Annotated in this window: 13 protein-coding genes; 6 read left to right on the forward strand and 7 right to left on the reverse strand. The window is 70.4% G+C overall.

Features of this window, described 5'->3' with window-relative positions; translation table 11 throughout:
• Positions 1-76 precede the first annotated feature (76 nt).
• The gene (locus ACIO3R_RS06145; protein ID WP_402103740.1) at positions 77-781 is read right to left on the reverse strand and encodes a TetR/AcrR family transcriptional regulator; all 705 of its coding nucleotides are present in this window, start codon (positions 779-781) and stop codon (positions 77-79) included.
• Between the two features lie 113 nt (positions 782-894).
• Positions 895-2,511: a DHA2 family efflux MFS transporter permease subunit gene (locus ACIO3R_RS06150; RefSeq protein WP_402103743.1), complete on the reverse strand. Its 1,617-nt coding sequence runs from the start codon at positions 2,509-2,511 to the stop codon at positions 895-897.
• A 199-nt stretch (positions 2,512-2,710) separates the two neighbouring features.
• Here ACIO3R_RS06150 and panB point away from each other — a divergent pair, with 199 nt between their 5' ends.
• From panB to ACIO3R_RS06165, 3 genes are all read left to right on the forward strand, one after another.
• Positions 2,711-3,598 carry a 3-methyl-2-oxobutanoate hydroxymethyltransferase gene (gene panB / locus ACIO3R_RS06155; RefSeq protein ID WP_385346581.1) on the forward strand — a complete coding sequence of 296 codons (888 nt, stop codon included), beginning with the start codon at positions 2,711-2,713 and terminating at the stop codon, positions 3,596-3,598.
• 98 nt (positions 3,599-3,696) lie between these two features.
• Positions 3,697-4,719 carry an ATP-binding cassette domain-containing protein gene (locus ACIO3R_RS06160; protein ID WP_402103747.1) on the forward strand — a complete coding sequence of 341 codons (1,023 nt, stop codon included), beginning with the start codon at positions 3,697-3,699 and terminating at the stop codon, positions 4,717-4,719.
• The gene (locus ACIO3R_RS06165; RefSeq protein WP_363069436.1) at positions 4,716-5,570 is read left to right on the forward strand and encodes an ABC transporter permease; all 855 of its coding nucleotides are present in this window, start codon (positions 4,716-4,718) and stop codon (positions 5,568-5,570) included. Before ACIO3R_RS06160 ends, ACIO3R_RS06165 begins: the two co-directional genes overlap by 4 nt.
• An 11-nt stretch (positions 5,571-5,581) precedes the next feature.
• On the opposite strand, the gene ACIO3R_RS06170 is transcribed toward ACIO3R_RS06165, so the two are convergent.
• The 5 genes from ACIO3R_RS06170 to ACIO3R_RS06190 form a co-directional block, all read right to left on the reverse strand.
• Complete coding sequence (locus ACIO3R_RS06170; protein ID WP_402103750.1) at positions 5,582-8,926, reverse strand: BTAD domain-containing putative transcriptional regulator; 3,345 nt, start codon at positions 8,924-8,926, stop codon at positions 5,582-5,584.
• 201 nt (positions 8,927-9,127) lie between these two features.
• Positions 9,128-9,370 carry a DUF397 domain-containing protein gene (locus ACIO3R_RS06175; RefSeq protein WP_385346575.1) on the reverse strand — a complete coding sequence of 81 codons (243 nt, stop codon included), beginning with the start codon at positions 9,368-9,370 and terminating at the stop codon, positions 9,128-9,130.
• A gap of 9 nt (positions 9,371-9,379) precedes the next feature.
• A complete protein-coding gene (locus ACIO3R_RS06180; protein WP_385040388.1) occupies positions 9,380-10,225 on the reverse strand; it encodes a helix-turn-helix domain-containing protein in 846 nt (281 codons plus the stop codon).
• A 7-nt stretch (positions 10,226-10,232) separates the two neighbouring features.
• Positions 10,233-10,754, reverse strand: coding sequence for a DUF6879 family protein (locus ACIO3R_RS06185; protein ID WP_385040385.1), 522 nt, complete (start codon positions 10,752-10,754; stop codon positions 10,233-10,235).
• Entirely contained in the window at positions 10,714-11,133 is a 420-nt protein-coding gene (locus tag ACIO3R_RS06190) for a hypothetical protein (protein WP_385040382.1), read from the reverse strand. The genes ACIO3R_RS06185 and ACIO3R_RS06190 overlap by 41 nt, the downstream gene beginning before the upstream one ends.
• A 422-nt stretch (positions 11,134-11,555) precedes the next feature.
• Between ACIO3R_RS06190 and tgmA the strand changes: the two genes are divergently transcribed.
• Genes tgmA through tgmC form a run of 3 tightly spaced genes read left to right on the forward strand, consistent with a single transcriptional unit; the run spans position 11,556 to position 13,941 of the window.
• Entirely contained in the window at positions 11,556-11,810 is a 255-nt protein-coding gene (gene tgmA, locus ACIO3R_RS06195) for a putative ATP-grasp-modified RiPP (protein ID WP_402103755.1), read from the forward strand.
• Positions 11,810-12,775 carry an ATP-grasp ribosomal peptide maturase gene (gene tgmB / locus ACIO3R_RS06200; RefSeq protein WP_402103758.1) on the forward strand — a complete coding sequence of 322 codons (966 nt, stop codon included), beginning with the start codon at positions 11,810-11,812 and terminating at the stop codon, positions 12,773-12,775. Before tgmA ends, tgmB begins: the two co-directional genes overlap by 1 nt.
• A complete protein-coding gene (gene tgmC, locus ACIO3R_RS06205) occupies positions 12,772-13,941 on the forward strand; it encodes an ATP-grasp peptide maturase system methyltransferase (protein WP_402103762.1) in 1,170 nt (389 codons plus the stop codon). The genes tgmB and tgmC overlap by 4 nt, the downstream gene beginning before the upstream one ends.
• Positions 13,942-14,007 lie beyond the last annotated feature (66 nt).

The following is a 14,007-nucleotide window of genomic DNA, read 5'->3' on the forward strand; positions in this document are numbered from 1 at the left end:
GTGCGGTGGGTTCCGGCCGGAGGCGGTCTGCGGGGGCTTGTGACAGAAGGATCACACGCGCGGTGGTCCGGGCGCGTCAGCGCCGTTCCGCGGCTCCGCCGGGTCCGTCGCCCGGGGGCCGCGGCCCGACGCCCTCGACCAGCAGCTGGATGATGCGGTCGGCGAGGTCCTCGGGCAGCGGCGCGTCAGGCCGGTGGATGGTGCGTACGAGCATGGGGCCGACGAACAGGTCGTCCATCAGCTCCACGTCCGTGTCGCCGCGCAGTTCTCCGGCCTCGACGGCTCGCCGGACGGCCGCGAGCATCGCGAGGCGGCGCGGCGCTATCACGGTGCCCTGGTACTCGGACCAGAGCCGGGGATGGCTCTTCATCTGGGCGAAGACGTTGTGCAGCAGCACGGAGGAGCGCTGGGCCAGGCCGCGCCTGCGCATCGACTCCAGCAGGACCCGCAGGTCACCGAGCCCGCCGGTGCCGGAGACGTCGGGCTCCGGGGGCTCGATGTCGCGCAGGACGTCGACGAAGAGCTCCTCCTTGTCGGTCCAGCGCCGGTAGATGGTGGCCTTGCCGACCCCGGCGGTGCGGGCGATCCGCTCGATGGACAGGCCGGCGAGGGGTTCGCCGGCCTCCAGGAGCTCGACGACGGCGTCCAGGATGGCCCGCTCGGCCGCCGCGCTGCGCGGGCGGCCGCGGCGGGGCTCCTGGTCGTCGCCGGGGCCGGAGCCGTGATCGCGGTCGCGGTCGCCCGGGGCCCGCTCGTCCCGGTCCGATGCCTGAGCCTGCACGTGGAACCACCTTTCGCCGCCCCCGATTCTCCCCGAACGGACGGCGCCCGGCAGCATCCGGCCGGATGCCGGGGCACCGGCCGTGCGCCGTCAGCCGTGCGGGGCCGGCCGTGTCACCGCGCCGCGGGCGCGGGCACCGTCGGCTCGTCCTGCGTGCCGCCCGGCGCGGGCGGCTGCGCGGCGGGCGTCCTGCCCGGCAGGAACAGCGCGACCACGGCCGCTCCGATCAGGGCGACGGCGGCCGAGCTGAGGGCCGTGACGTGCATGGCGCTCAGGAAGGCGTCGTGCGCGGCGGCGACCAGCGGGGCGCCCGCGGGGCCCATCCTCTCCGCGATGCCGAGCGTCGCCTCGATCGACTCCGCCGCGGTGTCCCTGGCGGCGGCCGGGAGCGCGCCGAGGTGCCCCTCGATGTCGCCGCGGTAGACGGCGGACAGCACCGATCCGAGGACGGCGATCCCGAGCGCGCCGCCGACCTGGCGGAACGTGTTGTTGACGGCCGAGCCGGAGCCGGCCTTCTCGCGGGGCAGCGCCTGCATCACGGCGACGGTGACCGGCGGCATCACGTGGGCCATGCCCGTGCCCTGCACGAAGAAGACCACACACATCAGCCAGACGGGCGTGTCGGCGTCGAACAGCGCGAACGCCGCCAGCCCGACGGCGACCATCAGCATGCCGACGGTGCACACCGCACGGGCACCGAACCGTGCGACGACCAGCCGGGCCCTGGGCGCGAAGACCATCTGGGCGATGGCCAGCGGCAGGATCAGCAGCCCGGACTGAAGGGCGCTCCAGCCCCGCACGCTCTGCATGTAGAAGGCGGAGAAGAACGTCACGCCCATCAGCGCGAAGAAGACCAGCGCGATGGCGGCGACGGCGGCCGAGAAGGCCGGCTTCCTGAAGTACGTGATGTCGATGGCCGGGCTGCTGCTGCGCTTCTCGTGGAGGACGAACACCACCAGGACGGCCAGGCCGCCGATGACCGGCAGGAGCACGGAGACGTCGGTGAAGTCGGCCAGCTCGCCGCCGCGGATGATGCCGTACACCAGCAGCACCAGGCCGATGATGGAGAGCACCACACCGATCGGGTCGAGACGGCCCGGCTTCGGGTCCCTGGAGTCCGGTACGAGCACCGCCATCGCGATCAGCGCGATGACCACCACGGGGACGTTGACCAGGAAGATCGAGCCCCACCAGAAGTGTTCGAGGAGCAGCCCGCCGGTGATCGGGCCGATCGCGATGCCGAGGCCGACGCTGCCGGCCCAGATGCCGATGGCCTTGGGCTGCTCGTCGCGCTCGAAGACGTTCATCAGGACGGCGAGGGTGGCCGGCATCACGAACGCGGCGCCGAAGCCCATCACGGCACGCCAGGCGACGAGTTCGCCCGGGGAGCCGGACATGGCGGCGAAGGCCGAGCCGATGCCGAAGAGCACGATGCCGAAGAGCAGCACCTTCTTGCGCCCGAGGCGGTCGCCGAGGAGGCCCGCGGTGAAGAGCAGTCCGGCGAAGACGAGGGTGTAGGAGTTGATCGCCCACTCCAGCTCGCTCTGGGTGGCCCCCAGTCCGGTGGGTGCGGGGGAAGCGATCGTCTTGACGGCGACGTTCAGGATCGAGTTGTCCAGCACCACGATGAGCAGGCTGAACATCAGGACAACGAGAATCGCCCAGCGGCGGCGGTGGACCGCCTCCGGGACCTGGGGCACGACGGCGGGAGCGCCGGACGGTATGGACATGACGGAGAGCCTAGCCTCATTTCGATACGAGACCGTCTCGTATTGGAAAGTCTTTACCGGGCGGGAACCCGCCGCCGCCGTACCGCCGTCCGGGCCGCGTGCGCGGGCCCACTTCCCGTGACCGGCTCCGGGATGCCACCATGGAGGGGATCCGGGGACACCGTCAGGGTGCCTCGAGATGACGAAGGAGCCGTTGGCCATGTCGCTTCAGGCTGCGCAGAACCAGTCCGCCACACCCCCCGCGGGAGCCCCCACCGACAGCAGCAAGGCGCTGTACGGAGGCAAGAGCAACCGCCGCGTCACCATCCACGACATCGCCGCCGCCACCGGGCGCGGCGAGAAGTGGCCCATGCTCACCGCCTATGACGCGATGACCGCGTCCGTCTTCGACGAGGCCGGCATCCCGGTCATGCTCGTCGGCGACTCGATGGGCAACTGTCACCTCGGCTACGAGACCACCGTGCCCGTCACGATGGACGAGATCGCCATCCTCTCCGCCGCCGTCGTACGGGGCACCAAGCGCGCCCTCGTCGTCGCCGACCTGCCCTTCGGGGCGTACCAGGAGAGCCCTGTCCAGGCCCTGCGCAACGCCACCCGGCTGATCAAGGAGTCCGGGGTCGGCGCGGTCAAGCTGGAGGGCGGCGAGCGCAGCCACGAGCAGATCAAGCTGCTGGTCGACGCCGGCATCCCGGTCATGGCGCACATCGGCCTGACCCCGCAGTCCGTCAACGCGATGGGCTACCGGGTGCAGGGCCGCGGCGAGGAGGCCGCCCAGCAGATGCTGCGCGACGCCAAGGCCGTGCAGGACGCGGGCGCGTTCGCCGTCGTCCTGGAACTCGTACCGGCCGAGCTGGCCGCCGAGGTCACCCGCACCCTGCACATCCCGACCGTCGGCATCGGCGCCGGTCCGGACACGGACGCCCAGGTGCTGGTCTACACCGACATGGTCGGGCTGACCGGCGGCAAGGTGCCGCGCTTCACCAAGCAGTACGCCGACCTGCGCCAGATCCTCGGCGACGCCGCGAAGGCGTACGCGGACGAGGTAGTCGGCGGCAGCTTCCCGGCGCCGGAGCACACCTTCCACTGACCGGACGACCACTGCCGGCACCACCGACAGCCCGCCGACTTCCCCCATCGGCGGGCTGTCGGCCCGCTGTCGGCGGCCTGTCGGTGGCGGCTGTTCTGATGGTGGGCATGACGCGAATCGACAAGAACCCCAGGAGCGGCGGAAACGCCGTCGAGGTACGGGGGCTGGTCAAGCACTACGGCTCGACCAAAGCTCTGGACGGCGTGGACCTCGATGTACGCGAGGGCACCGTCCTCGGAGTGCTCGGCCCCAACGGTGCCGGCAAGACCACGCTCGTACGCTGCCTGTCCACCCTGATCCTGCCCGACGCCGGACACGCGGTCGTGGCGGGCTACGACGTGGTGAAGCAGCCCCGCCAGCTGCGCCGCACCATCGGTCTGACCGGGCAGTACGCCTCGGTCGACGAGAAGCTCTCCGGCTGGGAGAACCTCTACATGATCGGGCGGCTGCTCGATCTGCCGCGCAAGAAGGCCCGGTCCCGCGCCGACGAGCTGCTGGAGCGCTTCTCGCTCACCGACGCGGCGAAGAAGGCCGCCATGGACTACTCGGGCGGTATGCGGCGCCGGCTGGACCTGGCCGCTTCCATGATCGGCAGCCCGTCCGTGCTCTACCTGGACGAGCCGACGACGGGGCTCGACCCCCGGACCCGCAACGAGGTCTGGGACGAGGTGCAGCGGATGGTCGCGGAGGGGGCGACCGTCCTGCTCACCACCCAGTACATGGAAGAGGCCGAACAGCTCGCCGGCGAGCTCACCGTCATCGATCACGGCAAGATCATCGCCCGCGGCGGTGTCGACGAGCTGAAGGCCAGGGTCGGCGGCCGCACCCTGCAGATCCGGCCCTCGGACCCGTCCGAACTGGCCGCGATGGCACAGGCGCTGCGGGAGGCCGGTCTCGACGGGGTCTCGGGCGCGCAGGCGGTTCCGGACGAGGGGCTGCTGTACGTACCGATCCTCAGCGACGAACAGCTCACCGCCGTCATCGGCCTGCTCGGCACCCGGGGCTTCTCGCTGGCGCACGTAGCCACCGCGCTGCCCAGCCTGGACGAGGTGTTCCTCGCCATCACGGGCGAGAAGGCCTCCGCCCCCACCGACACGATCCACGAGGAGGTCGCGGCATGAGCACGACGACTCTGAAGCCCGCTCCCGCCGGTTCGGCCGGTACCGCCCCGGCGAAGCCGCTCCACGACGAGGGCCGGATCGGGCTGCGGGGCAACATGCGGCACATCGGGGCGCTGATGCGGCGCAACCTGCTCCAGATCAAGAAGGATCCGGAGTCGATGTTCGATGTGCTCCTGATGCCCATCGTCTTCACCCTGCTGTTCGTGTACGTCTTCGGCGGGTCCGTCGGCGCGAGCCTGGGCGGTGACCGGCAGACGTACATCAACTACGTCATACCCGGTCTGATGGCGATGATGGGCATGAACATCGCGACCGCGGTCGGCACCGGGGTCAACGACGACTTCCACAAGGGGGTCATGGACCGGTTCCGCACGATGCCGATCGCCCGCTCGTCGGTGCTCATCGCGAAGATCGTGGTCGAGCTGGGCCGGATGATGGTCGCCACGGCGATCCTGCTGGGCATGGGCTTCGCGCTCGGGCTCCAGGTGAGTTCGGTGCCCGGCCTGCTGGCCGCGGTGGTGCTGTCGGCGGCGTTCGGCGCCGCGATCATGTGGATCTTCATCCTGCTCGGGCTGTCCCTCAAGACGCCCCAGTCGGTCCAGGCGATGGGATTCCTCATCTTGATGCCTCTTCAGTTCGGATCCTCGATCTTCGCCCCGCCGACCACGATGCCCGGCTGGCTGAAGACCTTCACCGACTACAACCCGCTGTCCAACCTGGCCGACGCGGCGCGCGGCCTGATGACCGGCGGACCGCTCGGCCACTCCGTGTGGATGACCCTCGTCTGGGCCGTGGGCATCACCGCGATCACGGCCCCGCTGGCGGTCTCGAAGTTCCGCAAGCGCACCTGACCGGGCGCCTCTCAGTCCCGGTACGGCTCGACGAGGGCGGCGGCCTCCTTCAGGGAGAGGCCGCCGCCCTCGGCGTACGCGGTCTCGAAGGCGGCGTCCCCGAGGACGGCACGGGCCAGTTCCTCGGCCGCCGTGTAACTTTCCCGCTCGATCGACGTCGGCACGTGCCCGTCGGGCAGCAGGCCCCGGCAGGCGCCCAGCAGCCGCGCCGCGACGGCGGCCCGGCGCTCCCCGCCGAGTCCGCCCAGCGCCCGCGCGGCGCCGACCAGGTGGGTCACGGCCATCTGCGGCGCCACCATCTGCGCGAGCGGGTCGTCGGCGCGGGCCAGTGAGCGCAGGGTCCCGGCGAGGGCGTCCGCGTAGCGCCCGTCCAGGTTGTCCAGCCAGGCCACACCGCCCAGCACGAATCCGTCGAAGACCGCCCGGGTCTCCGAATGGAACTCCTCGCGCAGCGTGGCGAAGTGTTCGCGGGCCTCCGCGGTACGGCCGGACCGGCCCAGCCACATGGCCAGGAAGAGCCGGGCGAACGACCTCGCGCCATGGGCCGCGTACCGGGCCTCTGCGAGCACCTCCCGCAGGATCGCCTCGCCCTCCTCGCCGCGGCCGAGCTCGGTCAGCACGGAGGCGTACCGGGTGCGGAGGACCAGCACCTGGGCGTGGGCGCCGAGCTTCTCCGCGTAGCCGACGGCGGCCAGGTAGTCGTCGGCCGCCCGGGTGTAGTCGCCGGTCTTCTCGTTGGCCTCGCCGCGCGAGGAGAGCGACTCGGCCGTGCCCCAGTCGTCCCCGAGGCGGCGGAACACCTCCAGGCTCTCGTCGGCGTCCGCCCGTGCCTCGCCCGACCAGTCGGGCCGGTTGGCCAGCACGTTGGCGCGCATCTGGAGCGCCGCCGCCAGCTCCCACTCGTAGCCGAACCCCCGCGCGGCCCGGACCGTTTCGTCCAGCATCGCGCGCAGGCCGCCGATGTCCCCGGTGAGCAGGACCGCGAAGAACCACAGCGATGCCGGGGCACGGCAGGTCTGCGGCTGCCCGGCCCGGTAGGTGGCGGCGATGACGCGCAGCCGCTCCATGCCCTCGCCGCTCACCAACTCGTCCATCGCGTGGTCCATGCTGACCAGCTGGACCAGCGCGACCTGGCGCCGCGCCTCCTGGAGCAGCTCGGGGCCCATCGGCGGGGGCGCGTCGATGCAGCGTTCGTGGAGGGACGGCGCGGGCACGGCGGGCGGGGCGAACGGATCGGGGCCGAGGGCGGCGGCGGCTTCGGCCCACTGGAGGGCGTCGGCGCGCAGATCGCGTATCTGCCAGAACCAGGAGAGCGAGATGACCATGCACAGGGCCTCCTGCTCGTCGCGGGCGGCGACGGCGTGGCGCAGGGCGGTGCGCAGGTTCTCGTACTCGCGCTGGAACAGTTCGATGGCGGCGAGCTGTCCGGGGCCCCGGAGTTCGGGGTCGGCGGTACGGGCCAGCTCCCGGAAGAACACCAGGTGCTGCCGTTCGACGGATTCCCGCTCCCCCGCCTCGTCGAGCCGTTCGACGGCGTACTCACCGACGGTCTCCAGGAGGCGGTAGCGCATCTGGCCGTCCGTGGCGGGCGCGGCGACGACGAGGGACTTGTCGACGAGCGAGCCGAGCACCGCGGCGACGTCGTGCGCGTCCTGCGGCCGGTCCGCGCAGACCGCCTCCGCGGCGGCGAGGGTCCAGCCGCCGGAGAAGACCGACAGCCGACGCAGGGCGGTGCGTTCGGCCTCGTCCAGGAGGTCCCAGGACCAGTCGACGACGGCCCGCAGGGTCTGCTGGCGCGGCAGTACGGTCCGGCTGCCGCCGGTCAGCAGGCGGAACCGGTCGTCCAGCCGGTCCGCGATCTGGCGCGGGGTGAGCATCCGGAGCCGGGCGGCGGCCAGCTCGATGGCGAGCGGCAGCCCGTCCAGGCGGCGGCAGATCTCCGCGACGGCCGCCGCGGTGCGCTCGTCCGCGTCGACCCGGAAGCCGGACAGTGCGGCGGCGCCGCGGTCCGCGAACAGGCGCAGCGCCATCGGGTCGGGCAGCGGGTCGACGGGCCGGACGAACTCGCCCGGTACGCCGAGGGGTTCACGGCTGGTCGCGAGGACGGTGAGCTCCGGGCAGCGGGCCAGCAGGTGGTCGGTGAGGGCGGCGGCGGCCTCGATGACGTGCTCGCAGTTGTCCAGGAGCAGCAGCATGCGGCGCCCGGAGCAGTGTTCGGTGAGCCGGGCGAGCGGTTCGGCTCCCCCGCCCCGCTCGACGGCCCGGAGCTCCTCCGCGCCCGCACCGCGCAGCACGGTCTCGCGGCCGCCGAGGGCGGTGAGGACGGCCTCCGGCACCGAGTCGGGGTCCTCGACCGGTGCGAGCTCGGCCATCCAGACCCCGTCCGGCCAGGTGGCGGGGTCGACGGATTCGGCGGCCTCCTGGGAGAGCCGGGTCTTGCCGGCGCCACCGGGGCCGAGCAGGGTGACGAGGCGGGCGCCGGAGAGATCGCCGCGCAGGGTGTCGATGTCGCTCTCGCGCCCGACGAAGCTGGTGAGCCTGACCCGGAGATTTCCGGGCCGGGCGGCGGGGGCCGGGTTGCCGTTCGGGGGCGCGGGGTTGCCGTTCGGGGCCGTGGATATCGCCGGGCGGGCCGGTTCCTGGCGCAGGAGTTCGGCGTACAGCGCACCCAGTTCGGCGCCCGGGTCGGTGCCGAGCCGGTCGGCGAGCACGGTGCGCACCTCCTCGTACGCGGCCAGCGCCTGGGCGGTGCGTCCGGCGTCGCGCAGGGCGCGCAGCCGCAGCGCCTGGAGCGGTTCGTCGATGGGGTGCTCGCCGCAGAGCGCGGCCAGCTCCGGCAGCACCTGCTCGGCCCGGCCGAGGGCGAGCAGGGCGGTGAGGCGGGTGCGGCGGGCGTCGAACCGGCGGGCCGTCCAGCGGGCCGCCTCGGCGTGCCGGTCGGGCAGATCGGCGAGGACCTGTCCGCGCCACAGGCCCAGCGCGTCGTCGAGGAGCGTCACGGCCTTCGCCGGATCGCCCTCCTCCAGGGCCCGTGTCCCCTCCCCCGCGAGACGCTCGAAGCGGTACAGGTCCACGGTGTCCGGTTCGGCGGCCAGCCGGTAACCGTTCTCCGCCGAGGCGACCGCCGCATGGCCGAGCGCCCGCCGGAGCCGGCCCACGAGTGCCTGCAACGCACCCGGCGCGTCGGCGGGCGGGTCCCCGTCCCACACCTCGTCGACGAGCACGGCCGCGGGCACGGTCCGGCCGGCCCGCAGCGCGAGAACGGTGAGCAGGGCGCGCAGCCGCGCCCCGCCGACGGCGACGGCCGTGCCGTCGTCGCGGAGTGCCTGGGTGGTACCGAGGATGCTGTAGCGCACGCGCCTATTCTCCGTGACCGGGGCCGGGTGCGGGACCGCGGCCCGGCCGGATGAGCGCGGGCCGTCCGCCGTCCTGCCTGTCATGCCCCCACCCTTTACGGAACCACCGGCCGGATGCCAGACGTTTTGGCCGTGTCGCCTGTACGGTCGGGGCTCGCCGCCCGCCCGCTCCCGCCGGGCGGTGTGGACGGACTTCGCCGATCAGGGCGTCAGCTCAAGGGGTGCGTGACCCACGCCGAGCGCCGCGGCTGGGAAGCCTGGGTCCTCACGACTTCTGCGTGTCCGCTTCGAACTCAGCCCAGGCAGTGGCGGAACGAAGAGTGTTCCGAGGCGCCTGACCTTCGTGTCCCGGACCATGACTGCGGCAGGGCCGTTATCCGCGACTTCCACGCAGGAATCACTTTTCGTACAGGTGCTCGTGCGCCAGTCAGGGATTACCGCCACGTTTTTCTCTCACATTCGGTTGAAGTGCTCGATAGCAGCCAGAATTAGATTCCTTGCGCTGTGCCCGTACACCGCGATCCGCCTGTGAAGCTCAAATGCCTTCATGTAGGTCTCGACCTCCCCGGGGGCAGTCACGGACATCTCCGCGGAGAACGTCTCCACCATGACGAGCTTGTCGTCGAACATCGAAAATCCGTGACCGATCCAGATGCCGAGTGGGGCAGAGAGCGGGACGATACCCAAGCTGAGCCGGGGCAGTGTAAGGACACTCATCAAACGATCGAGTTGGGCCTTCATGGCCTCCGGTCCGCCGTGGTTCGCATAGAGCGCCTGCTCACCGAGGAGCACGTTGAAAATTCGATCCCCGGTGTAGAGGTAGCCCTGCCGTTCGATGCGCTTAGCCACTGCCGCATCGGTGTCAGTCGGGGTGTCGTACAAGCTGGATGCCTGATCGAAGATGTTCCCGGCGTATGCCGCGGTCTGGATGGTGCCCCAGATAACGTTGGGCTCCCAGATCCGGAACACCTTGGTCTTCCGGTAGAGCGGGAGGGACCGCTGCTGGCGCTTTTCAGCTCCCTCCTCCAGTTGCCGACGCCACTCCATCCACATCTCGTCCATGTGGCGGATGACGGCAATCAGGTCAGCGAGATCGGCCTCGTGCCCCGTCAACTGGCACCAGGCACGGATGTCCTCCTCGCTCGCGTTCTGCTTACCGTTCTCGATCCGGGAGACCTTGGACTCCTGCCACCCGGTGGCAGCAGCGAACGCCCGGCCGCTGGTGAAGCCCGCGTCCTTGCGGTATCCACGCAGCCGGGCACCCAACGCCTCCCGGGTTTCCTTTGCCTGGTTGCTCACTGATCGGTCAGGGCTTGTACTCGGAGTGGCGGATGGCGGTTTCCCAGAGCAAGTCCCGAACTCGAACGCATTCGGCGACGGTCTCGGGGTCGTCGATCAGCTCGGACCCGAGGACCCTCCCTGAGCCGTCGAAGTGACCTACGGCCAAGAGCGTGTCATCGAGCAGCCACCAGTCCTTCCCGGCCAGGGGGAAGGACAGGCCCTCGGGCAGCTCATGCCTGGGGAGCCACCGGATCTGCTCGCCGGCCTTCTCGTTGAGGGGTGTGCCTTCATGCTCCCAGCGGACATACGGGGCGTGCGGCTCGGTCACGACACGGACACGCCGAACAGTCCTGCCCCCCTGGGTGAGCTGCCGAATCATCGACAGCCACGGGCCCATGAAGTCGTCGTCGACCACTCCCCCGAGCCACTTCTCATACGGCCCGTCCTCCAACGGCACCGAGTAGTCGTCCCTCAGCTCCAGATGGAAGGCATCGTGCGCGACGGACTCAATGAGCCGGTTGCGCTCGGTGCTGGAGATCAGCTCCACGTGGTTCCTCCAGTAGGGCTGTGATCGCGGCCTTGGAGACCTCGACCACGGTCTCGTAGTCAGGAATCGACATCTGGGACAGGGCCTCGGGATCAGTCACCTCCCGCCCCCGCACAACGTACGTACCACCCGGCGTGAGGACCATGAGGGGGTCCTCAAGGCGCCTGAACTCGCCAGAGGGGTGGCCGTCCTTCTCCAGGTGCTCGAACAGTTCGGTGGGGACCTCGACGGCCGTCTCGCCCTCGCCGAGGTCGAGCTGTGCCAGGAGATCGTTCGCGAAGATCTGCCACCCCTGGACGAGGTAGGTGTCACGGTCGGTGGCGTAGAGGGTCGGGCAGTCGCCCACCTTGGAGTTCGTGCCCAGGAACCGTAGCTGCATGGCTGCTCTCCTGTCGTCTGCCTTGCACGAGATTGCGGCACGCCGATGGTCGAGGAGGCGTTCAATCGAGTCAATCTCCGTACTGCAAACTCGCGCAATCTTCTTGAAGGTTGGCTCTGGGCCGGTCTAGCTTCGCACTGAACCCCACGGTGAGCAGGGACAAGTGATGAAGGATCACCTGTTGCTATGACCACCGAGACGAGGAACCGGAAGACACGGCGCGGTGCATCGCGAACAACGCGGTTCCGAACGTCACCGGGGCACTTGAGCTGATGAGGCTCCAGGGGCCCGTTGAGGCCGGGGACGTGCGGGACGGCCGCGGAACCGTGCTCATCACCCTCCGGTGAATCCGACAAGACCGCCGGAAACCGGGGCTGCGAACACGCTGCTCCGCTTCAACTCACCAAGCAGGAGAAGGCTCGATGACCATCGCAAGCGAAACCGCAATGCGCCCGTGGGGTGCCGGCCGACTCGCCCCCTATCCGGCCACCGTCCGTGTCCCGCACGCCTCCGTCACGGTCGACCCCGTCACGCAGCTCGGTGTGTTCCGCGACCGCGCCGGCCGCGTAGTGGAGAGGGGCAAGCACGGCACCAGCAAGGGTACTGAGACCTCGACAACCACGAACTCGGACTCGGCGCCCGACTCGGGCCACGACCAGGACAGCACACAGGACTGATGGCCGCGACCGAGGAGAGGCCGGTCCTGGTGGCCACCGAGGCGGACGACATCACCGCCGACATGGTCATCACCCAGCTCAACCGGCGAAGTGTGCCGGTGGTCAGGTTCAACCCTGCTGACATCGGCGCGGACCTGACGGTCTCGGCCCGGTTCGGCACCTGCCCGGTCTCCGTGGCCGGGCGGGTGGATACCCCGTCGAGGACCATGGACCTGGCCGAGGTGCGTTCGGTGTACTGGCGTCGGCCCGTCTGGCCCGCGTTCCAGCACCTGGAGGACAACGATGCGCGGTTCGCGGCGGCACAGGTCCGGTATGGGCTGGGGGGCGTCCTCTACTCCCTCGACGGCCCTCTATGGATCAATCAACCGCAACGCAGCGCAGCCGCCGACTACAAGCCCACTCAGCTCGCAGTCGCACAGCGGCTCGGCCTCACCGTGCCGCCGACGCTCGTGACCAACGACCCGAGCGAGGCACGCGCGTTCATGGCCGACCACGGCCGGGTGATCTTCAAGACGCTGCGGTGGACTCGGTACGAGCGCAACGATGTGCCGGTCACCGGATGGGCCGAACCCGTGACCGCCGACGAGATCGACGAGAGCGTGCGCGTGACGCCGCACCTGTTCCAGGCCCGCGTGGACAAGGTGGCCGACGTCCGGGTGTTGGTGGTCGGCCGACGCGTGTTTGCCGTGCGCATCGACTCCGGCCTTTTGGACTGGCGCAAGGACTACTCCGCCCTCTCCTACACGGTGGTGGACCTGCCCGCCCAGGTGGGCAGGGCGCTGCTGACCTACCTGGACCACTTCGGGTTGGTGTCCGGCAGCTTTGATCTTGCCGTGGACCGGGCGGGAGATTACTGGTGGCTGGAGCTGAATCCGAACGGCCAGTGGGGGTGGCTGGAGGAAAGCACCGGGCTGGAGATGTCCGCGGCATTCGCCGACCTGTTGACACGAGGAGATACCTCATGACCGACACCGCTCCCGAGCGGCGTGCGCTGGCCGATCGTCTGGAGAGGGCTGGCGTGCTCATCACACCGGAGTGGCGCGCAGCAGTGGAAGCCGTACCCCGCGAGGTGTTCCTGAACCCCGGAGTGTTCCTGCCCGAGGAGGGCGGCCGATGGCGTCCGGTATCCGCGCTCGGAACCGATCCGGACAGGTGGGTCGCTATCGCCTACAGTGACCGGTCACTGACCACTCAACTCGACGGCTCCCTGACCGCCGACCAGATCAGCGATCCGGTGACAGGCTCCCCCACCTCGTCATCCACCACCCCGGTCACCGTGGTGGACATGATCGAGAACCTGGAGGTGGAGGACGGGCATCAGGTACTGGAGATCGGCACGGGAACCGGCTACTCCTCGGCCCTGATGTGCCACCGGCTCGGCGTAGACAACGTGACGACGGTCGAGGTGGACCCCGAGGTGTCGGCCCGCGCCGACAGCGCGCTGGAAGCCGCCGGGTTCTCGACGTGGACCGTGACCGGGGACGGACTTCTCGGTCACCCGCGCCGGGCACCGTACGACCGTGTGATTGCCACCTGCGCCGTCCGGCGTATCCCCCTCACCTGGATCAGGCAGACCAAGCCGGGCGGCATGGTGCTGGCCACCGTCGGTGGGTCCTGGCACTACGGCACGGGCCTGGCCAAGGTCGTCGTGGGCGAGGACGGCACTGCCGAGGGCCGGATCATCGGCCGCTCCTCGTTCATGCGGGCACGGTCCCAAGCCACCCTGCCGGTATCCGGCGACCTGTCCGCACGCACGGCGTACGCCGACAGCGAGCGGGCGACGAGAGTACCGCCGACCGTGCTTTCGGAATGGATGCCGGCCTTCCTCGCCCAGCTCGCCGCACCGGGCGCGCAATTCGTCCGCGCTGAAACGCTCGAAGGTGCCCAGCTCCGGTACCTCTTCGACCCGGAGCGTGAGTCCTTCGCCGAGTTCACCGCCAACGGCGGTGGGTGGACAGTCCGCCAGGGCGGACCAGCCGCCCTGTGGAATGACATCGAGCAGGCGCTGACCGCATGGCAGAGTGCGGGCAGCCCCGACATCACCACCGTCCGGCTCCGGATCACGCGCGACTCCCACACGTACTGGATCGACGACGACCCGTCGCTCCGCTGGGAGCACCGGCTCGCCTGAGCAACGGCAGAGCCATCTCGGCGGCGTCTACGGGCCTGGAGGGAATCAAGGTGTCACTTCCCCGCA

This window comes from Streptomyces sp. NPDC087428 (assembly GCF_044744085.1).
Lineage (GTDB): Bacteria > Actinomycetota > Actinomycetes > Streptomycetales > Streptomycetaceae > Streptomyces.

Excerpts from the sequence above, each read along its gene's own strand:
- ACIO3R_RS06150 (WP_402103743.1), bottom strand. The coding sequence starts at position 2,511 with ATGTCCATACCGTCCGGCGCTCCCGCCGTCGTGCCCCAGGTCCCGGAG.
- panB (WP_385346581.1), top strand. The coding sequence starts at position 2,711 with ATGTCGCTTCAGGCTGCGCAGAACCAGTCCGCCACACCCCCCGCGGGA.
- ACIO3R_RS06160 (WP_402103747.1), top strand. The coding sequence starts at position 3,697 with ATGGTGGGCATGACGCGAATCGACAAGAACCCCAGGAGCGGCGGAAAC.
- ACIO3R_RS06165 (WP_363069436.1), top strand. The coding sequence starts at position 4,716 with ATGAGCACGACGACTCTGAAGCCCGCTCCCGCCGGTTCGGCCGGTACC.
- ACIO3R_RS06190 (WP_385040382.1), bottom strand. The coding sequence starts at position 11,133 with ATGCAGCTACGGTTCCTGGGCACGAACTCCAAGGTGGGCGACTGCCCG.
- tgmA (WP_402103755.1), top strand. The coding sequence starts at position 11,556 with ATGACCATCGCAAGCGAAACCGCAATGCGCCCGTGGGGTGCCGGCCGA.
- tgmB (WP_402103758.1), top strand. The coding sequence starts at position 11,810 with ATGGCCGCGACCGAGGAGAGGCCGGTCCTGGTGGCCACCGAGGCGGAC.
- tgmC (WP_402103762.1), top strand. The coding sequence starts at position 12,772 with ATGACCGACACCGCTCCCGAGCGGCGTGCGCTGGCCGATCGTCTGGAG.